This is a genomic window from Enterobacter sp. CCUG 70166, from assembly GCF_020224095.1.
GTDB classification, from domain to species: domain Bacteria; phylum Pseudomonadota; class Gammaproteobacteria; order Enterobacterales; family Enterobacteriaceae; genus Enterobacter; species Enterobacter intestinihominis.
Map to the genome: position 1 here is coordinate 17,059 of NZ_NRIQ01000028.1, position 15,381 is coordinate 32,439.

19 protein-coding genes are annotated in these 15,381 nt (G+C 52.8%); 10 read left to right on the forward strand and 9 right to left on the reverse strand.

The genetic code is table 11. The features are described 5' to 3' along the window. From CKK19_RS12295 to CKK19_RS12345, 10 genes are all read left to right on the forward strand, one after another. Positions 1-483 carry a hypothetical protein gene (locus CKK19_RS12295; RefSeq protein ID WP_059288272.1) on the forward strand — a complete coding sequence of 161 codons (483 nt, stop codon included), beginning with the start codon at positions 1-3 and terminating at the stop codon, positions 481-483. Positions 484-725: 242 nt separating this feature from the next. Further along, positions 726-1,892: a phage major capsid protein gene (locus CKK19_RS12300; RefSeq protein ID WP_059288271.1), complete on the forward strand. Its 1,167-nt coding sequence runs from the start codon at positions 726-728 to the stop codon at positions 1,890-1,892. Positions 1,893-1,943: 51 nt separating this feature from the next. After that, positions 1,944-2,504, forward strand: a complete 561-nt coding sequence (locus CKK19_RS12305) for an HK97 family phage prohead protease (protein ID WP_032174314.1) — start codon at positions 1,944-1,946, stop codon at positions 2,502-2,504. 1 nt (position 2,505) lies between these two features. Then, positions 2,506-3,741, forward strand: coding sequence for a phage portal protein (locus tag CKK19_RS12310; RefSeq protein ID WP_042998351.1), 1,236 nt, complete (start codon positions 2,506-2,508; stop codon positions 3,739-3,741). After that, positions 3,738-4,076: a phage head closure protein gene (locus CKK19_RS12315; protein WP_001201224.1), complete on the forward strand. Its 339-nt coding sequence runs from the start codon at positions 3,738-3,740 to the stop codon at positions 4,074-4,076. The genes CKK19_RS12310 and CKK19_RS12315 overlap by 4 nt, the downstream gene beginning before the upstream one ends. Further along, positions 4,073-4,366 carry a head-tail connector protein gene (locus CKK19_RS12320; RefSeq protein WP_032660536.1) on the forward strand — a complete coding sequence of 98 codons (294 nt, stop codon included), beginning with the start codon at positions 4,073-4,075 and terminating at the stop codon, positions 4,364-4,366. The genes CKK19_RS12315 and CKK19_RS12320 overlap by 4 nt, the downstream gene beginning before the upstream one ends. After that, the gene (locus tag CKK19_RS12325; RefSeq protein WP_225455147.1) at positions 4,366-4,809 is read left to right on the forward strand and encodes an HNH endonuclease; all 444 of its coding nucleotides are present in this window, start codon (positions 4,366-4,368) and stop codon (positions 4,807-4,809) included. The genes CKK19_RS12320 and CKK19_RS12325 overlap by 1 nt, the downstream gene beginning before the upstream one ends. A gap of 275 nt (positions 4,810-5,084) precedes the next feature. After that, complete coding sequence (locus CKK19_RS12335) at positions 5,085-5,441, forward strand: phage terminase small subunit P27 family (protein ID WP_000113647.1); 357 nt, start codon at positions 5,085-5,087, stop codon at positions 5,439-5,441. Beyond that, positions 5,425-7,086: a terminase large subunit gene (locus CKK19_RS12340; RefSeq protein ID WP_046275061.1), complete on the forward strand. Its 1,662-nt coding sequence runs from the start codon at positions 5,425-5,427 to the stop codon at positions 7,084-7,086. The genes CKK19_RS12335 and CKK19_RS12340 overlap by 17 nt, the downstream gene beginning before the upstream one ends. A gap of 150 nt (positions 7,087-7,236) precedes the next feature. Next, positions 7,237-7,545, forward strand: a complete 309-nt coding sequence (locus CKK19_RS12345) for a DUF3892 domain-containing protein (protein WP_001547818.1) — start codon at positions 7,237-7,239, stop codon at positions 7,543-7,545. Between the two features lie 157 nt (positions 7,546-7,702). Here CKK19_RS12345 and fis read toward each other — a convergent pair whose 3' ends face one another. The 9 genes from fis to aroQ all read right to left on the reverse strand — a co-directional run bounded on the left by fis (position 7,703) and on the right by aroQ (position 15,176). Continuing rightward, on the reverse strand, positions 7,703-7,999 hold the full coding sequence (gene fis / locus CKK19_RS12350; RefSeq protein ID WP_000462905.1) for a DNA-binding transcriptional regulator Fis: 297 nt from the start codon (positions 7,997-7,999) through the stop codon (positions 7,703-7,705). 23 nt (positions 8,000-8,022) lie between these two features. After that, on the reverse strand, positions 8,023-8,988 hold the full coding sequence (gene dusB, locus CKK19_RS12355; RefSeq protein ID WP_006812176.1) for a tRNA dihydrouridine synthase DusB: 966 nt from the start codon (positions 8,986-8,988) through the stop codon (positions 8,023-8,025). A gap of 329 nt (positions 8,989-9,317) precedes the next feature. Beyond that, the gene (locus CKK19_RS12360) at positions 9,318-10,058 is read right to left on the reverse strand and encodes a carbonic anhydrase (protein ID WP_023298748.1); all 741 of its coding nucleotides are present in this window, start codon (positions 10,056-10,058) and stop codon (positions 9,318-9,320) included. 137 nt (positions 10,059-10,195) lie between these two features. After that, positions 10,196-11,077, reverse strand: a complete 882-nt coding sequence (prmA, locus tag CKK19_RS12365; RefSeq protein WP_022649571.1) for a 50S ribosomal protein L11 methyltransferase — start codon at positions 11,075-11,077, stop codon at positions 10,196-10,198. A gap of 11 nt (positions 11,078-11,088) precedes the next feature. Next, entirely contained in the window at positions 11,089-12,540 is a 1,452-nt protein-coding gene (gene panF, locus CKK19_RS12370) for a sodium/pantothenate symporter (protein WP_022649570.1), read from the reverse strand. After that, positions 12,530-12,772 (reverse strand): YhdT family protein, encoded by a 243-nt coding sequence (locus tag CKK19_RS12375; protein ID WP_022649569.1) that lies wholly within the window; start codon positions 12,770-12,772, stop codon positions 12,530-12,532. Before CKK19_RS12375 ends, panF begins: the two co-directional genes overlap by 11 nt. Positions 12,773-12,880: 108 nt before the next feature. Next, on the reverse strand, positions 12,881-14,230 hold the full coding sequence (gene accC, locus CKK19_RS12380; RefSeq protein WP_003860388.1) for an acetyl-CoA carboxylase biotin carboxylase subunit: 1,350 nt from the start codon (positions 14,228-14,230) through the stop codon (positions 12,881-12,883). A gap of 10 nt (positions 14,231-14,240) precedes the next feature. Further along, a complete protein-coding gene (gene accB, locus CKK19_RS12385) occupies positions 14,241-14,702 on the reverse strand; it encodes an acetyl-CoA carboxylase biotin carboxyl carrier protein (protein ID WP_063853579.1) in 462 nt (153 codons plus the stop codon). Positions 14,703-14,723: 21 nt separating this feature from the next. Then, on the reverse strand, positions 14,724-15,176 hold the full coding sequence (aroQ, locus tag CKK19_RS12390; protein ID WP_022649568.1) for a type II 3-dehydroquinate dehydratase: 453 nt from the start codon (positions 15,174-15,176) through the stop codon (positions 14,724-14,726). Between the last annotated feature and the right edge of the window lie 205 nt (positions 15,177-15,381).

A 15,381-nucleotide genomic window follows, 5' to 3' on the forward strand; every position in this document is an offset into this window, starting at 1 on the left:
ATGAAGGTGTTAAGTACATTTATATTCACTATCCTGTCTTTTTTGATAGGAGCATTGTGTCTATTCGGTCTTATCCATCATTTCGGTGTGGATAAGTTGACTGCGCCTTCCCCAATCATTGCAGTTTTAGTCCTTCCTTTAGCTTACTGCTTGCAAGCAATTTATAAATTAAGCGATTTGAAAGAAAGCCAGCAATTAAATGGCGATGAAGCTAGACGGCTTTTTTATATAGTTGATGTGAAACGTGGTAGGCTATTTACATGTATAGTTTTTTATTTTCTGTCAGCTATCTTTGTTGGCATATCTATGATGATTGGCGACGGTGGGCAATTATTTAAAAAAATAACCCTCATAATATCTGGTGGGCTGCTTGGGGTTACAGTTTTTACAATCTTTATCATTTATTCATTGATGAACGAAGTTACGAATTTCAAAGCTAAACTGGTTCGTCGTGAACAGGATGAAAAACACCGCAAAATGTAACTTATAGAAGATTTGTAAATTATTTGTACTCGTGTTTAGCCATGATTAACCCTGTCTCTGACTGGGGTTTTCTTTATATTTTTCATGTATATCTTTAAGAGTGGCACTCAGACGTGAGCCGCCACTGGCCGTTAAGTCAAGCTGTAGCGAGTACAGCCTGTGGGATGCAGAAAAAGATTTAACGGCCTCCCCTCCAAGCGCTGGTTTCACGTCTCAACGTTAATTGTTACGGAAACCACTCCATGAAGAAACTACTCGAATTACGCCAGCAGAAAGCCGCACTCAAAACACAGATGCGTTCCATGCTGGACAAAGCCGACACCGAAAAGCGCAGCCTGAACGAAGAAGAGGGCAAAAAGTTCGACGAACTCCGCGCACAGGCTGATGCGCTTGAAGTTGAAATCAACCGACTTGAAGCCGTCGCCGACGATCAGCGCAATCTGCCTGGTACTTCCGTCGAAGGTGAGCCAGTAAGCAACGACGAGCTGCGCCACTACATCATGACAGGTGATACCCGTTCTCTCTCCACGCTGGTGCAGGCTGACGGCGGTTATACCGTTATCCCTGAGCTGGACAAAGAGATTATGCGCCAGTTGCAGGATGATAGCGTGATGCGCTCCATCGCAACGGTGAAGACCACCAAAACCAACGAATACCAGAAGCTGGTATCTGTGGGCGGCACTACCGTTAATCGTGGTACCGAAGGTGAGGCACGTACCGAAACCAGTACGCCGAAGATGGAGCGCGTTGATATCAAACTCAACCCGATCTACGCCTACCCGAAAACCACTCAGGAGATTCTCGACTTCTCCGAGGTGGATATTCTGGGCTGGCTGTCTTCTGAAATTGCCGACACCTTCACCGCGACCGAAGAAAGCGACTTTGTGAACGGCGACGGTGATAAAAAATCAAAAGGCTTCCTGTCTTACCCTCGCGCGGCCACTGCCGACAAAACCCGTCCGTTCGGTACGCTGGAGAAGATGGAAGCGGCTGACGTTTCCTCTGATGGACTGATCGACCTGCTGTATAAGCTGAAAGCCAAATACCGCAAAAACGCCGTATGGGTGATGAATTCCAACACCGCCGCCAAACTGCAAAAGCTGAAAAACGGCAACGGGGATTACATCTGGCGTGATCGTCTTGTTGCCGGTTCTCCCGATACGCTGCTGGGCCGTCCTGTTCAGTATCTGGAAACCATGCCGGATGCGGAGGCGGGTAAAGCGTTCCTCGCGGTTGGCGACTTCAAGCGCGGCTATTTCATCGTGGATCACACCACTGGCGTGCGTACCCGTCCTGACAACATCACCGAGCCGGGTTTCTACAAGGTGCATACCGATAAATACCTGGGCGGTGGTGTGGTGGACTCCAACGCCATCAAGGTGCTTGAGCTTTCAGGCTCCGGTTCCTGATTTGACGTTTAAGGGGCTGCGGCCCCTTTTTGCCCTCTGTGGAGTCCAGTAATGAAAACAATCGATTTTGAAATCCGTACCTCCGAAGTGAGCGCCAGCAACAAAAAGCTGGTGGGCTATGCCGTGCGCTGGAACAGTCTCTCTGAAATTATCTGGGACGAGTTCCGCGAGCAGTTTGCGCCGGGAGCGTTTAAAGACAGCCTGGCATCCGGTAGCGATGTGCGTGCGCTGTACGAGCATAACTATACCCAGCTGCTGGGCCGCACTAAATCCGGCACGCTGGTGCTGTCAGAAGATGATACCGGGCTGCGCTTCGAGCTGACCCCGCCGAATACCCAGCTTGGCAACGATGTGCTGGAGCTGGTGGAGCGCGGGGATATCTCCGGCATGAGCTTTGGTTTCCGGGCGCTGAAAGAGGCGTGGGATATTGCTCAGTCTCCATACCTGCGCACTGTTACCGCTGCCGAACTGCGGGAGATTACCGTTACCTCTATGCCTGCTTATCCTGAGTCTGGCGTGGAAATCGCGCACCGTTCGCTTTTCTCCCAATATCCTGAACTGCGCCGGGCTGGCGATAACCGCCGCCGCTGGGCTGAATTAGCGGGGCTCTGATATGTGGAATATCTGGCCGTTTGGCCGTAAGTCTGAACCCTCTGAGCAGCGCAGCATGACCATTGATGAGTTTCTGGCGATGGCAGGGATTCCAAATACCGGATCAGGCGAATATGTGTCTGCGGGTACTGCGGAATCTCTGCCGGCGGTCATGAACGCCGTGTCAGTTATCAGTGAGGCGGTGGCAACAATGCCCTGCTACCTCTACCGCGTGCGCAACGATAACGGGCGTGAGGCGCGAGAATGGCTGAGCAATCACCCGGTGGATTTTCTGCTGAACGAGCAGCCGAACGACTGCCAGACACCTTACCAGTTTAAACGCACGATGATGCGCCATTGTCTGCTGAATGGTAACGCCTATGCGGTGATCCAGTGGGGCCGCGACGGCCAGCCGCAATCCCTGCACCCGTATGCGCCGGGGGCGGTTGTACCTGAGCGTATCGGCCAGCATAAATACAAATACACCATTACTGAACCATTTACCGGGGCTGTGCGCACCTACTTGCAAGAAGAGATCCTGCACCTGCGTTACTCGACCGATGATGGTTTTCTGGGGCGCTCGCCGATCACCACCTGCCGTGAGGCGCTGGGGTTAGGTCTGGCCCAACAGCGCCACGGTGCCAGCATTATGAAAGATGGCATGATGGCGGCTGGCGTGGTCACTACTGCTGAGTGGCTCGACAGCGTGAAGGGCAAACAGGCTCTGGACGCACTGGAGCGCTACAAAGGTGCCAGAAACGCCGGGAAAACGCCGATCCTTGAAGGTGGCATGGACTACAAGCAGCTTGGCATGAGTAATCAGGATGCCGAATGGCTGGCCTCCCGTCGCTTCACCATTGAAGACATTGCCCGCATGTTCAACGTGTCGCCCATCTTCTTGCAGGAATACAGCAATAGCACCTACAGCAACTTTAGCGAAGCGAGCCGCGCATTTCTCACCATGACCATGCGCCCGTGGCTGGCGAACTTCGAGCAACAAATCAAATCTGCGCTGCTGGTGGCCTCTCCGGTTCCGGGAACCCGCTATCAGGTGGAGTTTGACTCTGCTGACCTTCTCCGCGCTACGCCAACCGAACGTTACGCCACTTATGAGCGAGGCATTAAGAACGGGATCATGAACCCGAACGAAGCCCGTGAGCGTGAGGGGATGCCGCCGCGTGAAGGTGGTGACGAATTCAGCCAGGCATGGAAGCAGGAAGTGAAGATCAGCAAAGACGGCAAGGAAGGTGACGCATGAGAGCCGGGGGGCTGAGAAGCCGCGTCACTATTCGGGTATTCACTACCCACAGGGAGCCGTCCGGTCAGGTTGTTCAGGTCTGGGAAGACGGGGAAACCATATGGGCTGAGGTTAAGGGGATCAGTGGCCGAGAGTTAATGGCGTCAGGTGCCGAGGTTGCCGAAGCGACGATCCGCGTTTGGGTGCGTTTCCGCCGTGATATTACCGCAGCCAACCGTCTGAAAGTGCTTACTGGCCCGTTTGCTGGCAGCACTCTCAATATTATCGGGCCTCCTATTCCTGATTCGGAAGGTACCCGGCTGGAAATTCTCTGCAAGACAGGAACGGAAAAATGACAGCAGAAATCACCCTGGATGAAGCAAAGCTGCATTGCCGTATTGATGATGATTACGAAGATACGTTGATACAGGCGTACATCGATGCGGCGCTGGAGGTTTGCCAGAAGCATATCGGCAAGCGGTTTGATAACGGGCTGGAGTTTACGCCAGCTATCAAGATTGGCTGTCTGATGTACGTCTCTCAGCTGTACGAGTACCGCACGACAATTGGCGACACTGACACCAAAGAGATACCGATGGCTGTCTCTGCGTTGTGGTCTGTCTACCGTGATGTGGGGGTGTACTGATGCCGTGGCAACCACTACGCCGATGTAATGAGCCGGGATGTAATAAGCGGGTGAAATCCGGCAAGTGTGATGAGCATAAGCGGGATGCCCGCCGACAAAGCGACAGCCGAAGAGGTACGCGAACAGAGCGCGGTTACTCCAACCGCTGGGGCGAATATCGTCGTCATTTTCTGAGAGCTAATCCGCTGTGTGTCCACTGTCTCAAGGCTGGCGTCTATACATCGGCAACTATCGTCGATCACATCATCCCTATCGAGGGTGAAGCTGATGTGCTGTTCTGGCCCGCCAGTAATCACCAGTCGTTATGCGCTGCCTGTCATGGACGGAAGACAACCACAACAGACCCGGTGACGAAGCAGCAGCGTAAAGCCGGTAAGTTCCGCGAGCAGGAAGAAGCAGCACGTCATCGCACCGACTGGATCTATGAGGCAAACAATGACTGAGCAGGAACAGCAGCGGCTGATTAGTGGGCTGATAAAGCAGCGCGAGGCATGGCAACCAGCCAGACAGAGAGCGCATAAGAAGCCCGTAGCAAAGCGCATGAGCCAGCGTGACCGGGAGCTTATGGAATGCTTTCGCAACCGCTGACAGGCCGAATGGACGGGGTGGGGGAGGTTTTCAGGACAAACCCCTCTCAGCGAGGAACCACCCGCCCCCTCAAATTTTTACGCACGGTGATTTTTTTGAAAATAAAACGCGATGGAAACGAGAAATTTTTATGGCAAGACCACCAAAACCGCCAGCTTACCTTGATGAGTTAGCCGCGCAGCAGTGGAAAGCGAAAGCGAAGCAACTGGCCGAGCGTGGCGATCTGACACCCGCCGACTGGAACAACCTTGAGCTTTTTTGCGTCAACTATTCGATGTACCGCAAAGCAGTGGAAGACCTTGCCAGCCGTGGGTTCAGCATTGTTAACAGCCAGGGGGGCGAGAGCCGAAATCCTGCACTGAGTGCAAAGGCTGATGCTGAAAAAATCATGATTAAAATGTCGTCGCTGCTGGGCTTTGATCCGGTAAGCCGCCGCCGTAACCCGGTAGAAACGGAAGAGGAGGACGAGCTTGACCGTCTGGAATGAGTACGCAAATGCGATAAAAACGGGCGAAATTCCGGCCTGTAAGCGCGTAAAACAGGCCGTGGAAAGGTACTTTTCAGACCTGAATGACCCCCGATATGAGTTCGATACGGCGACCGTAGAGCGGTTTATTGCGTTCTCGCGGCTCTGTCCTCACGTCAAAGGCCCGCTTCGGGGCCAGCCAATCGATCTGGAACCGTGGCAGCAGTTCGCCTTTGCTAACCTGCTGGGCTTTAAAGTTAGAGAGACAGGCCGCCGTAAGTACAGCAGCGCCTTTATTGAGGTGCCGCGCAAGAATGCCAAATCAACCGTGGCCGCCATGCTGGCTAACTGGTTTCTGGTAATGGAGAAGGGCCAGCAGGATATCTACACGGCGGCGGTGAGCCGGGATCAGGCCCGAATCGTGTTCGACGATGCCCGCCAGATGTGCCTGCTGTCAAAACCGCTGAAAAAGCGCGTAAATATTCAGGCGCATAAAGTCATTTTCCCGAAGAGCAACAGCCTGCTAAAGCCGCTGGCGGCGAAAGCGGCCACCATTGAAGGGACTAACCCCAGCCTGGCGATTGTCGATGAGTACCACCTTCACCCGGATAACGGCGTTTATTCCGCCCTTGAGCTGGGTATGGGCGCACGTCCTGAGGCTATTTTGTTCGCCATAACGACCGCCGGGAGTAACGTTGTCTCAGCCTGTAAACAGCATTACGACTACTGCTGTCAGATTCTGGCCGGGGAAGAGAGCAACGATTCGCTGTTTGTCCTGATCTACGAACTGGACGACGAAAGCGAGGTTGAGCAGCCTGAAATGTGGATCAAGGCCAACCCTAACCTGCATGTGTCCGTTGACGCGGCGAAGCTGGAATCCACCATCCAAAAAGCGCGGGGTATACCGTCACAATGGGTGGAGATGCTGACCAAGCGTTTCAATATCTGGTGTCAGGGTTCCACTCCGTGGATGGGTGCCGGGGCATGGGATGCCTGTGCACTCGATTATGCCGAAGAAGATCTGTCCGGGATGGAGTGTTACGCCGGATTTGACCTGTCCTCAACCAGCGATATTACCAGTGTGAGTTACGCTTTCCCGTTTGAACGCGAGATTAGGCTTCTTACCCGGCACTATCTGCCCGAAGCACAACTACTTAACGTTGCTAACAAAAACCGCGCCATCTATCGGCAGTGGGTAAAAGCGGGCTGGATACGCACCACCCCCGGCGACTGTATCGACTATGATCGCATCCGTGACGATATCCTGCGCGACGCTGAAATATTCAATATCCGGCTGGTGGGCTTTGATACGTGGAACGCGACACACTTGCGAACCCAGTTACAGGGGGCTGGCCTCGATGTGGAGCCGTTCCCGCAAACCTATCTGAAATTCAGTCCGGTAGCGAAATCTTTTGAGGTTTTTGTTAACCGCAAGGTGGTGCGCCATCGTGGCGATCCGGTTCTGGCCTGGGCGATTGGTAACGTGGTGATGGAGTCCGATGCCAACGCCAATATCAAACCTAACAAAAAGAAATCCTCCAACAAGATAGACCCGGCGGTTTCTGCACTCATGGCGTTCGGCACATTCCAGGCAGAACACGAAGATTTTGCTTTCGATATGAGCGACAGTCACAAAGAGCGACTGGCTTTATTTAATGGGATTTGAGCATAAAGCGTAAAGGCAGAATTATCTTGAGGTTATCAGGAATATAAAATTGCTCTAGATCACTACATTGCTGTCGTGGAATAGGAAGAGTCTGTTTTGTTGTTTATAAATGTATTGCAGGGCTTTTCCTGTTCAAACTTCTGGTGAAATATGACTGATAAATGGGCTGATTACCTTATTTCTAAAGTCCGATATAACGATAAACACACTCACATTACCCATGTGTATGTGCATGTCGATAATGGCGATACTGTTGGAGAAGGGACATCAGAAACACGGCAGTGGGTAGTGAATAAAATCGATAGCGGCTATACCTTTTACACCATTTTCAAAGGTGATGACGGTAAGTGGAAGAAAGGTCAAAAAGTGGTTAAGGACCGTGTCAACGGTACTGATTACATTACTACTAGACCTAATGGTACATCCAAGGATAACTTAGAAAACCTTCCTGAGTACTAAACACTTTGGTTACTAAAGGCATAAAGCATCAGAATTGTTCTGGTGCTTTTTTGTTTGTTCAGCCAAAGCTGTATAAACATCTGTATAAACAATAATAAAAAAGGCGCATCCCCATGCCGAGTAGCGCCTTTTTATTCAATAACATAGCTGAAATGTATCAGTTCATGCCGTATTTTTTCAATTTCTTACGCAGGGTACCACGGTTGATGCCCATCATCAGGGCAGCGCGGGTTTGATTACCACGGGTGTATTGCATCACCATGTCCAACAGTGGCTGTTCAACTTCAGCCAGTACCAGCTCATACAGGTCATTAACATCCTGACCGTTCAGTTGAGCAAAATAGTTCTTCAGTGCCTGTTTAACCGAGTCACGCAGGGGCTTTTGAGTCACCTGATCCTGAGAGTTAACGGTAGAAACGGTCAGTACGTCAGAATTTACGCGTTGTTCGAACATAGTTCTGTCAGCTCTTTATTTCATTACGCAAGATTTTCGAAGTATGCCTCCAACGCCTCCAGCTGTTCGCTGGCATCCTCAATGGCGTTGAATGTGCGCCGAAACTGGTCATTTGGAGCGTGCTCCTGGAGATACCAGGATACGTGTTTACGCGCAATTCGGTACCCTTTTGCCTGGCCGTAGTGGTCATGCAGTTCCCGAACATGCGAACAAAGCAAGCGCTTAACCTCTGCCAGAGGCAGCGGGGCAAGCAGCTCCCCAGTGTCCAGATAATGCTGGATTTCCCGAAAGATCCAGGGTCTTCCCTGAGCGGCACGTCCTATCATCAGAGCATCAGCTCCCGTATAGTCGAGCACAGCTCTGGCTTTAAGCGGGTCAGTTATGTCGCCATTCGCGATAATCGGAATGGAAACTTTCTGCTTAACTGCCCGAATGCTGTCGTATTCAGCTTCACCGTTGAACAAACAGGCGCGAGTGCGTCCATGAATGGTCAGGGCCTGAATGCCACAGTCTTCGGCCAGTTGGGCAATCTCTACACAGTTACGGTGTTCCGGCGACCAACCCGTGCGAATCTTCAACGTAACAGGAACGTCCACTGCGCTGACAACCGCCGTCAGGATTGACTTCACCTGGTCGGGGTATTGCAGAAGGGCTGAACCTGCAAGCTTGCGATTCACCTTTTTGGCCGGGCAACCCATATTGATATCAATAATCTGGGCGCCACTTTCCACGTTAATACGCGCGGCATCTGCCATCTCTTCAGGCACGCTTCCGGCAATTTGCACGGTGCGGATACCTGGCTCATCCACGTGCACCATCCGAAGGCGGGACTTGTCGCTTTCCCAAACCTGCGGGTTAGACGACATCATCTCGGAAACGGTTAATCCTGCTCCCATCTCGTAGCACAGCGTCCTGAACGGCCGGTCGGTAATACCTGCCATTGGGGCTGCGATCAGGCGATTTCTAAGCTGGTGGTGTCCGATGCGCATGAGTTAAGAAATGACCATACTGTGACTGCAAGGCGGCGTATATTACGCATTTTTTGCACGAGATGAAAGGCCAAACTTTGAACAATCCTCTGTTGTAGATCAAGGAATCGCCAGTCATTCTTTTCGGATAAGATTATTCGCTATTTAAATCATTGTGTTATGAAGAAATGAACATTTTGTGGGCGCTTACAATTTCCCGTAACTTCTCATCATTTCTGAATAAATGAATCAATTGGCCGGGATAATCTGCTGCGATATGCAGCAGATTATGGCGCTTCTTTGCGATCTGCGTCGCATTTCAGCACAGGATATCAGCGCAAAACATCGGCTTATTCAACAACCAGACGGCCATGAAGCGGCTGAACCGGGCGGCTGTTTTCGTGGTGCATAGTGTGAGTGAATTTTTGCAGCTGTTCAGCAGAGACGGTCAGCGGATGCTTGAGCACCAACCATGTCACCCCTTCTGAGCACGGTGGCGTGGTCAGGGAGCCGCTAAAACGCCAGTAGGTTTTATCCGCAGGCAGTAATTTATTCATATCGAGGGTTGGCTTAATTGTAACGTTCTGGTCAACCTGCCCTGGCATCACGCCCCAGAGTTTATCCAGTGCAGCGTTTGCCGCGCCCTGATCGAACATAACGGCAACGACCGTCAGTTCGCCGTCAGCGTTTTTATGGACCAGATGCATTTCCATTGCGTATTTTTTACCGTGCACCGTGTTTTCGGAAGGCGCATGGAAATGGAACTGCTGTAATGTCCAGGTCTGTTTATCAAGCGTGATGCTGTCGCGTGTATCGGCATTTTCACTCGCCTGGATAGTATGGCCGTTGTTTGTCAGGGTGACCGGGCCGTCGATATAGTGCGTTTCCAGCGGAGAGATGTGAGCTTTGACCGTATTATCAATGTTAACCGGCGACTGATACATCCCGCTTTTACACGTCTTGTACGCCTCGTCCAGTTCGCCCCAGTGTTCCGGTGCGCCTTCTCCTTGATAGCTCCAGTGTGAGGCGTAAGTTGAAGCCGAAATCACGCTCAGCGCCAGCAGCGCTGCCTTGCCTGAAATGTGTTTCATCGTATTCTTCCTGTGAATTTTATTATCCAAATCAATGAGTAACATTGTGATTTGTGTGGTTATTTTATCGAAGAAAGGATGAAGGGGGGAGAAAAAACCGAAGGAAAAAGGCGTGGTCAGACGACCACGCCAAAGGCTTATTTTTTACGACCGGTGATGCGACACCACTCTTCTTTCTCGACAACCGGGTCGAGCGCAAAGAGATCGGCGTAGGCTTCACAGACGCTGTCTGCCTGGCTGGCAAGGATACCGGACAGGCCCAGCAGACCGCCTTCAACCGGCAGCACGCTGATTAACGGCGCCAGCTCGCGTAACGGGCCAGCCAGGATATTCGCGACCACCACATCGGCTTTCATGGCCTCTGGCTGTGCATCAGGCAGATACAGTTCAAGGCGATCGGAAACACCATTACGCTCGGCGTTATCACGGCTGGCCTGAATCGCCTGCGGATCGATGTCGATCCCGATGGCTTTTGCCGCGCCCAGTTTCAGCGCCGCGATAGCGAGGATCCCGGATCCGCAACCGAAGTCGATCACGGTTTTGCCTTCCAGATCCAGGCCATCCAGCCATTGCAGGCACAGGGAGGTTGTCGGGTGGGTACCGGTGCCGAACGCCAGACCCGGATCCAGCATTACGTTGACCGCATTTTCATCGGGAACGTCGCGCCAGCTTGGGCAGATCCACAGACGCTGACCAAACTGCATTGGATGGAAGTTGTCCATCCACTCGCGTTCCCAGTCTTTGTCTTCCAGCTGTTCGATTTTATGCGCGAAACCCGCGCCCAGCAGCGGATGGTTTTCCAGAATCGCCACGACCTCTTTCATGTCGGTTTCTGCATCGAACAGGCCGATAACGTCCGTATCACCCCACAGGCGCGTTTCGCCTGGTAGCGGCTCAAAGACCGGCGTGTCATGCGTGTCCTGGAACGTGATAGAGACCGAACCGGCCTCCATCAGCGCATCACTCAGTTCTTCGGCGTTCGCGCCGGTTGTGTTCAGTTTCAATTGGATCCACGGCATGGCAAAACTCTTTATTTATCAGTAGAAATCAGGGTGGCGGGTGGAACGGGACGGCCAAAACGGTTACCCACCACAAACGCCAGTAAACTTAACAGTAACGAAGGCACGATCGGGTGAAAGCCAAGATACTGAATTTTCAACGTGGCGAGAACGGCATACAGGACGCCCCCGACAATCATGCCGCTTAATGCACCCGCGGCATTCGCGCGTTCCCAGTACAGCCCCAGCACCAGCGGCCACAGGAAAACGGCTTCCAGCCCGCCAAAGGCGAGCAGGTTCAACCAGATGATCATCTCCGGTGGACGCCACGCGGCCAGCAGCAGCAACGCCCCCAGCACCAGGGTAATCACCGCCGACATGCGCTTGAGGCGTCGCTCATTTTCGACCTGTTCAGGGCGCAAATTCAGATAGAGATCTTTAATGATCGTAGCGGAACTTTGCAGCAACTGAGCGTTGATGGTCGACATAATGGCCGCCATGGGTGCGGCGAGGAAAATTCCGGCAGCAAACGGCGGAAGTACTTTCACCATCAGGGTTGGAATGACCAGATCCGGTACGGTAAGGTCAGGAATCACCGCGCGTCCCAGCGCGCCCGCAAGGTGCATACCAAACATCAGGATTGCCACCACAATTGTCCCGATAATAATCCCGCGGTGTACCGCTTTGCTGTCTTTATATGAAATGCAGCGCACGGCGGTATGCGGCAGGCCAATCACGCCAAAGCACACCAGCACCCAGAACGAGGTCATAAAGGTTGGAGAGAGGATGTCATCCGCCCCCTGCGGCGAGACCAGTTTCGGATCGATCGCTTCCAGGGTTTCAACCGCATGGCTCAGGCCCCCTGCGGCATGCACGATACCCACCAGCAGAACGAGTGTGCCAATGAGCATCACCATTCCCTGCATCGTGTCGTTCAGAACGCTGGCACGGAACCCGCCAAACGCGGTGTACAGCGCGATACTCACACCGAAAATGACCAGACCCGTCTCGTAGGGGATCCCGGCTGCCGTTTCCAGCAGACGTGCGCCGCCGATAAACTGCACCGTCATCGCACCAATAAACGCCACCAGCAGACTCAGGCTTGCCAGCCATACCAGCAAGCGACTCTGATAGCGGGCAAACAGCATATCGTTCAGCGTCACGGCATTGTAGCGACGGGCCAGAATGGCAAACTTTTTACCCAGTATGCCCAGAGAGAGCCAGATGGCAGGCAGCTGGATCATGGCCAGCAGTACCCAGCCCAGTCCGTACTTATAAGCGGCGCCCGGGCCACCGATAAACGAGCTGGCGCTGATGTAAGTAGCGGTCAGCGTCATGGCCAGCACGACGCCCCCCATTGAGCGGCTCCCGAGGAAATACTCGTTCAGAAAGGTACCGGTTGAACGTTTACGCATCGCATAAACCGACAGGCCAAACACCAGGAACAGGTAAGCGACAAGCGGCAGAATGACTTCAAGCTGCATCATCGTCCTCCAGGGAGATATCGCGATAGATGAATTTCACCATCGCCCAGCACAGCACAATAAACACCAGCGGCAGCAGCAGGCAGGCCATTTCAAACCAGTGCGGGAGGCCGGTAATGCCAATCGCTGAATCAGGTAAGTAAGCAGTTACTAACCATGCAGCGAGATAGAGAAGGGTCAGCCACAGCGCCCAGCGCGCTTCTTTATGGGCCTGAACAAAACGTTTGTCCATTTTTTGTCCCTTGTGGATGAAGAAAGCGGGGATTGTACATGATGGGGCTTTGCGATCCCCAGAAATAAAAAAGGCCGGATAATCCGGCCTTTTAGCAACACTGGTCTCTTACTTCTCGTTCAGACCGAGTTTTTTCTCCAGGTAGTGGATGTTAGTACCACCATTCTGGAAGTGCTCGTCGCTCATGATGCGCATCTGGAGATCTACGTTGGTTTTGATCCCGTCGATGATCAGCTCCTGAAGGGCGTTCTTCATGCGGGCAATGGCCACGTCACGGTTTTCGCCGTAGCAGATCAGCTTACCGATCATTGAGTCATAATACGGCGGTACGGTGTAACCGGCGTAAATATGGGACTCCCAGCGCACACCAAAGCCACCCGGCGCGTGGAAACGTGTGATTTTACCCGGGCTTGGCAGGAAGGTGTTCGGGTCTTCGGCGTTGATACGGCACTCTACCGCATGGCCTTTAACCACAACTTCTTCCTGTTTGATGGACAGCGGCTGACCGGCTGCGATACGCAGCTGTTCTTTGATCAGGTCAACGCCGGTGATCATTTCGGTCACCGGGTGTTCAACCTGAATACGGGTGTTCATCTCAATGAAGTAGAACTCGCCGTTTTCGAACAGGAACTCAAAGGTACCCGCCCCGCGATAGCCGATATCGACACACGCTTTGGCGCAACGCTCACCGATGTAGCGACGCAGTTCCGGCGTAATGCCCGGCGCTGGCGCTTCTTCGACGACTTTCTGGTGACGACGCTGCATGGAGCAGTCACGTTCAGCCAGATAGATCGCGTTGCCCTGACCGTCAGCCAGCACCTGAATTTCGATGTGGCGTGGGTTTTCCAGGTATTTTTCCATGTACACCATGTCATTGCTGAAAGCCGCTTTCGCTTCCGCTTTGGTCATGGAGATGGACTGCGCCAGTTCAGCATCGCTGCGTACAACGCGCATACCGCGACCGCCGCCGCCGCCAGACGCCTTGATGATAACCGGGTAGCCAATGCGTTTAGCATGGGCGCGGTTAGCATCCATATCGTCGGTCAGCGGGCCGTCAGAGCCCGGTACGGTTGGCACGCCGGCTTTTTTCATCGCGGTGATGGCAGACACTTTGTCACCCATCAGGCGAATGGTGTCGGCTTTCGGGCCAATGAAGATAAAGCCAGAGCGTTCAACCTGCTCAGCAAAGTTGGCGTTCTCAGAGAGGAAACCATAACCCGGGTGAATCGCGACCGCGCCAGTGATTTCGGCGGCGCTGATGATCGCCGGGATGTTCAGATAGCTTTTTACGGACGGAGCCGGACCGATACAGACCGTCTCATCCGCCAGCAATACGTGTTTTAAATCGCGATCCGCGCTTGAGTGCACGGCCACGGTCTTGATGCCCAGTTCTTTACAGGCACGAAGAATACGCAGTGCAATCTCGCCACGGTTGGCGATAACAATTTTATCCAGCATGTTCGCCTCGTTACTCGATGACGACCAGCGGCTCGTCAAATTCTACCGGCTGACCACTTTCGACCAGAATCGCTTTCACAGTACCTGATTTGTCTGCTTCGATCTGGTTCATCATTTTCATGGCTTCAACGATGCACAGGGTATCGCCTACGTTGACTTTCTGACCCACTTCGATGAACGCTTTCGCGTCCGGGCTCGGGGTGCGGTAGAAAGTACCAACCATTGGGGAACGTACGATGTGACCACTGATTTCTGCAGCTGCTGCAGGTGCGGCTTCTGCTGCTGGTGCAACGGCTGCGGTGAGCGCAGGCTGCTGCACTGGCGCAGCATAAGCTTGCTGCATTACCGGGAAGCTAGCGGCTGGGGCTGCACGGCTGATGCGTACAGACTCTTCGCCTTCAGAAATTTCCAGTTCGGAGATGCCTGATTCTTCAACCAGCTCGATCAGTTTTTTAATCTTACGAATATCCATGAGTGGGTTCCGTACTCTTGTTTAGTGTGATTGTGACAAGCGTTTTACCGCTGTCTGTAAAGCGTATGAATAGCCGTCTGCACCCAGCCCACATATCACGCCAGCGGCGATATCTGACAAGTAGGAATGGTGGCGGAACGGCTCTCGGGCGTGCACGTTACTCAGATGGATCTCGATAAACGGGATACTCACCGCGAGCAGTGCGTCGCGTATAGCAACACTGGTGTGCGTAAACGCGGCCGGATTGATCAGGATATAGTCCACAGTGTCTTTAGCCTGATGAATACGGTCGATGATTGCGTACTCCGCGTTTGACTGAAAATGGTCCAAATCCACATTCAGCGAGGCTGCTTCCGTACCCAGACGGTTAACAATTTCGCTCAATGTCAGCGTGCCGTACTTCTCTGGCTCACGGGTGCCGAGCATGTTCAGGTTCGGTCCGTTCAATACTAAAATTTGGAATTTGTCAGCCATTGTGCCGCTATCTCCTGCGATTTTCGGGTAAAAAACAACATATACCCTCAACACGCAATTGTCACCCTTTCAGAGGCCAAAAACCCCTGTCCGGAAAACCGAAGTCGCACATTATAACGATTTCGTAGCATTTGGCAGCTAAATACTGGTCTTATCAGGGAAGATTATCAACCGCTATCCGAAAAAGATTCGCGGCTGATAAATA

Excerpts from the sequence above, each read along its gene's own strand:
- CKK19_RS12295 (WP_059288272.1), top strand. The coding sequence starts at position 1 with ATGAAGGTGTTAAGTACATTTATATTCACTATCCTGTCTTTTTTGATA.
- CKK19_RS12300 (WP_059288271.1), top strand. The coding sequence starts at position 726 with ATGAAGAAACTACTCGAATTACGCCAGCAGAAAGCCGCACTCAAAACA.
- CKK19_RS12305 (WP_032174314.1), top strand. The coding sequence starts at position 1,944 with ATGAAAACAATCGATTTTGAAATCCGTACCTCCGAAGTGAGCGCCAGC.
- CKK19_RS12310 (WP_042998351.1), top strand. The coding sequence starts at position 2,506 with ATGTGGAATATCTGGCCGTTTGGCCGTAAGTCTGAACCCTCTGAGCAG.
- CKK19_RS12315 (WP_001201224.1), top strand. The coding sequence starts at position 3,738 with ATGAGAGCCGGGGGGCTGAGAAGCCGCGTCACTATTCGGGTATTCACT.
- CKK19_RS12320 (WP_032660536.1), top strand. The coding sequence starts at position 4,073 with ATGACAGCAGAAATCACCCTGGATGAAGCAAAGCTGCATTGCCGTATT.
- CKK19_RS12325 (WP_225455147.1), top strand. The coding sequence starts at position 4,366 with ATGCCGTGGCAACCACTACGCCGATGTAATGAGCCGGGATGTAATAAG.
- CKK19_RS12335 (WP_000113647.1), top strand. The coding sequence starts at position 5,085 with ATGGCAAGACCACCAAAACCGCCAGCTTACCTTGATGAGTTAGCCGCG.
- CKK19_RS12345 (WP_001547818.1), top strand. The coding sequence starts at position 7,237 with ATGACTGATAAATGGGCTGATTACCTTATTTCTAAAGTCCGATATAAC.
- fis (WP_000462905.1), bottom strand. The coding sequence starts at position 7,999 with ATGTTCGAACAACGCGTAAATTCTGACGTACTGACCGTTTCTACCGTT.
- dusB (WP_006812176.1), bottom strand. The coding sequence starts at position 8,988 with ATGCGCATCGGACACCACCAGCTTAGAAATCGCCTGATCGCAGCCCCA.
- CKK19_RS12360 (WP_023298748.1), bottom strand. The coding sequence starts at position 10,058 with ATGAAACACATTTCAGGCAAGGCAGCGCTGCTGGCGCTGAGCGTGATT.
- prmA (WP_022649571.1), bottom strand. The coding sequence starts at position 11,077 with ATGCCGTGGATCCAATTGAAACTGAACACAACCGGCGCGAACGCCGAA.
- panF (WP_022649570.1), bottom strand. The coding sequence starts at position 12,540 with ATGCAGCTTGAAGTCATTCTGCCGCTTGTCGCTTACCTGTTCCTGGTG.
- CKK19_RS12375 (WP_022649569.1), bottom strand. The coding sequence starts at position 12,772 with ATGGACAAACGTTTTGTTCAGGCCCATAAAGAAGCGCGCTGGGCGCTG.
- accC (WP_003860388.1), bottom strand. The coding sequence starts at position 14,230 with ATGCTGGATAAAATTGTTATCGCCAACCGTGGCGAGATTGCACTGCGT.
- accB (WP_063853579.1), bottom strand. The coding sequence starts at position 14,702 with ATGGATATTCGTAAGATTAAAAAACTGATCGAGCTGGTTGAAGAATCA.
- aroQ (WP_022649568.1), bottom strand. The coding sequence starts at position 15,176 with ATGGCTGACAAATTCCAAATTTTAGTATTGAACGGACCGAACCTGAAC.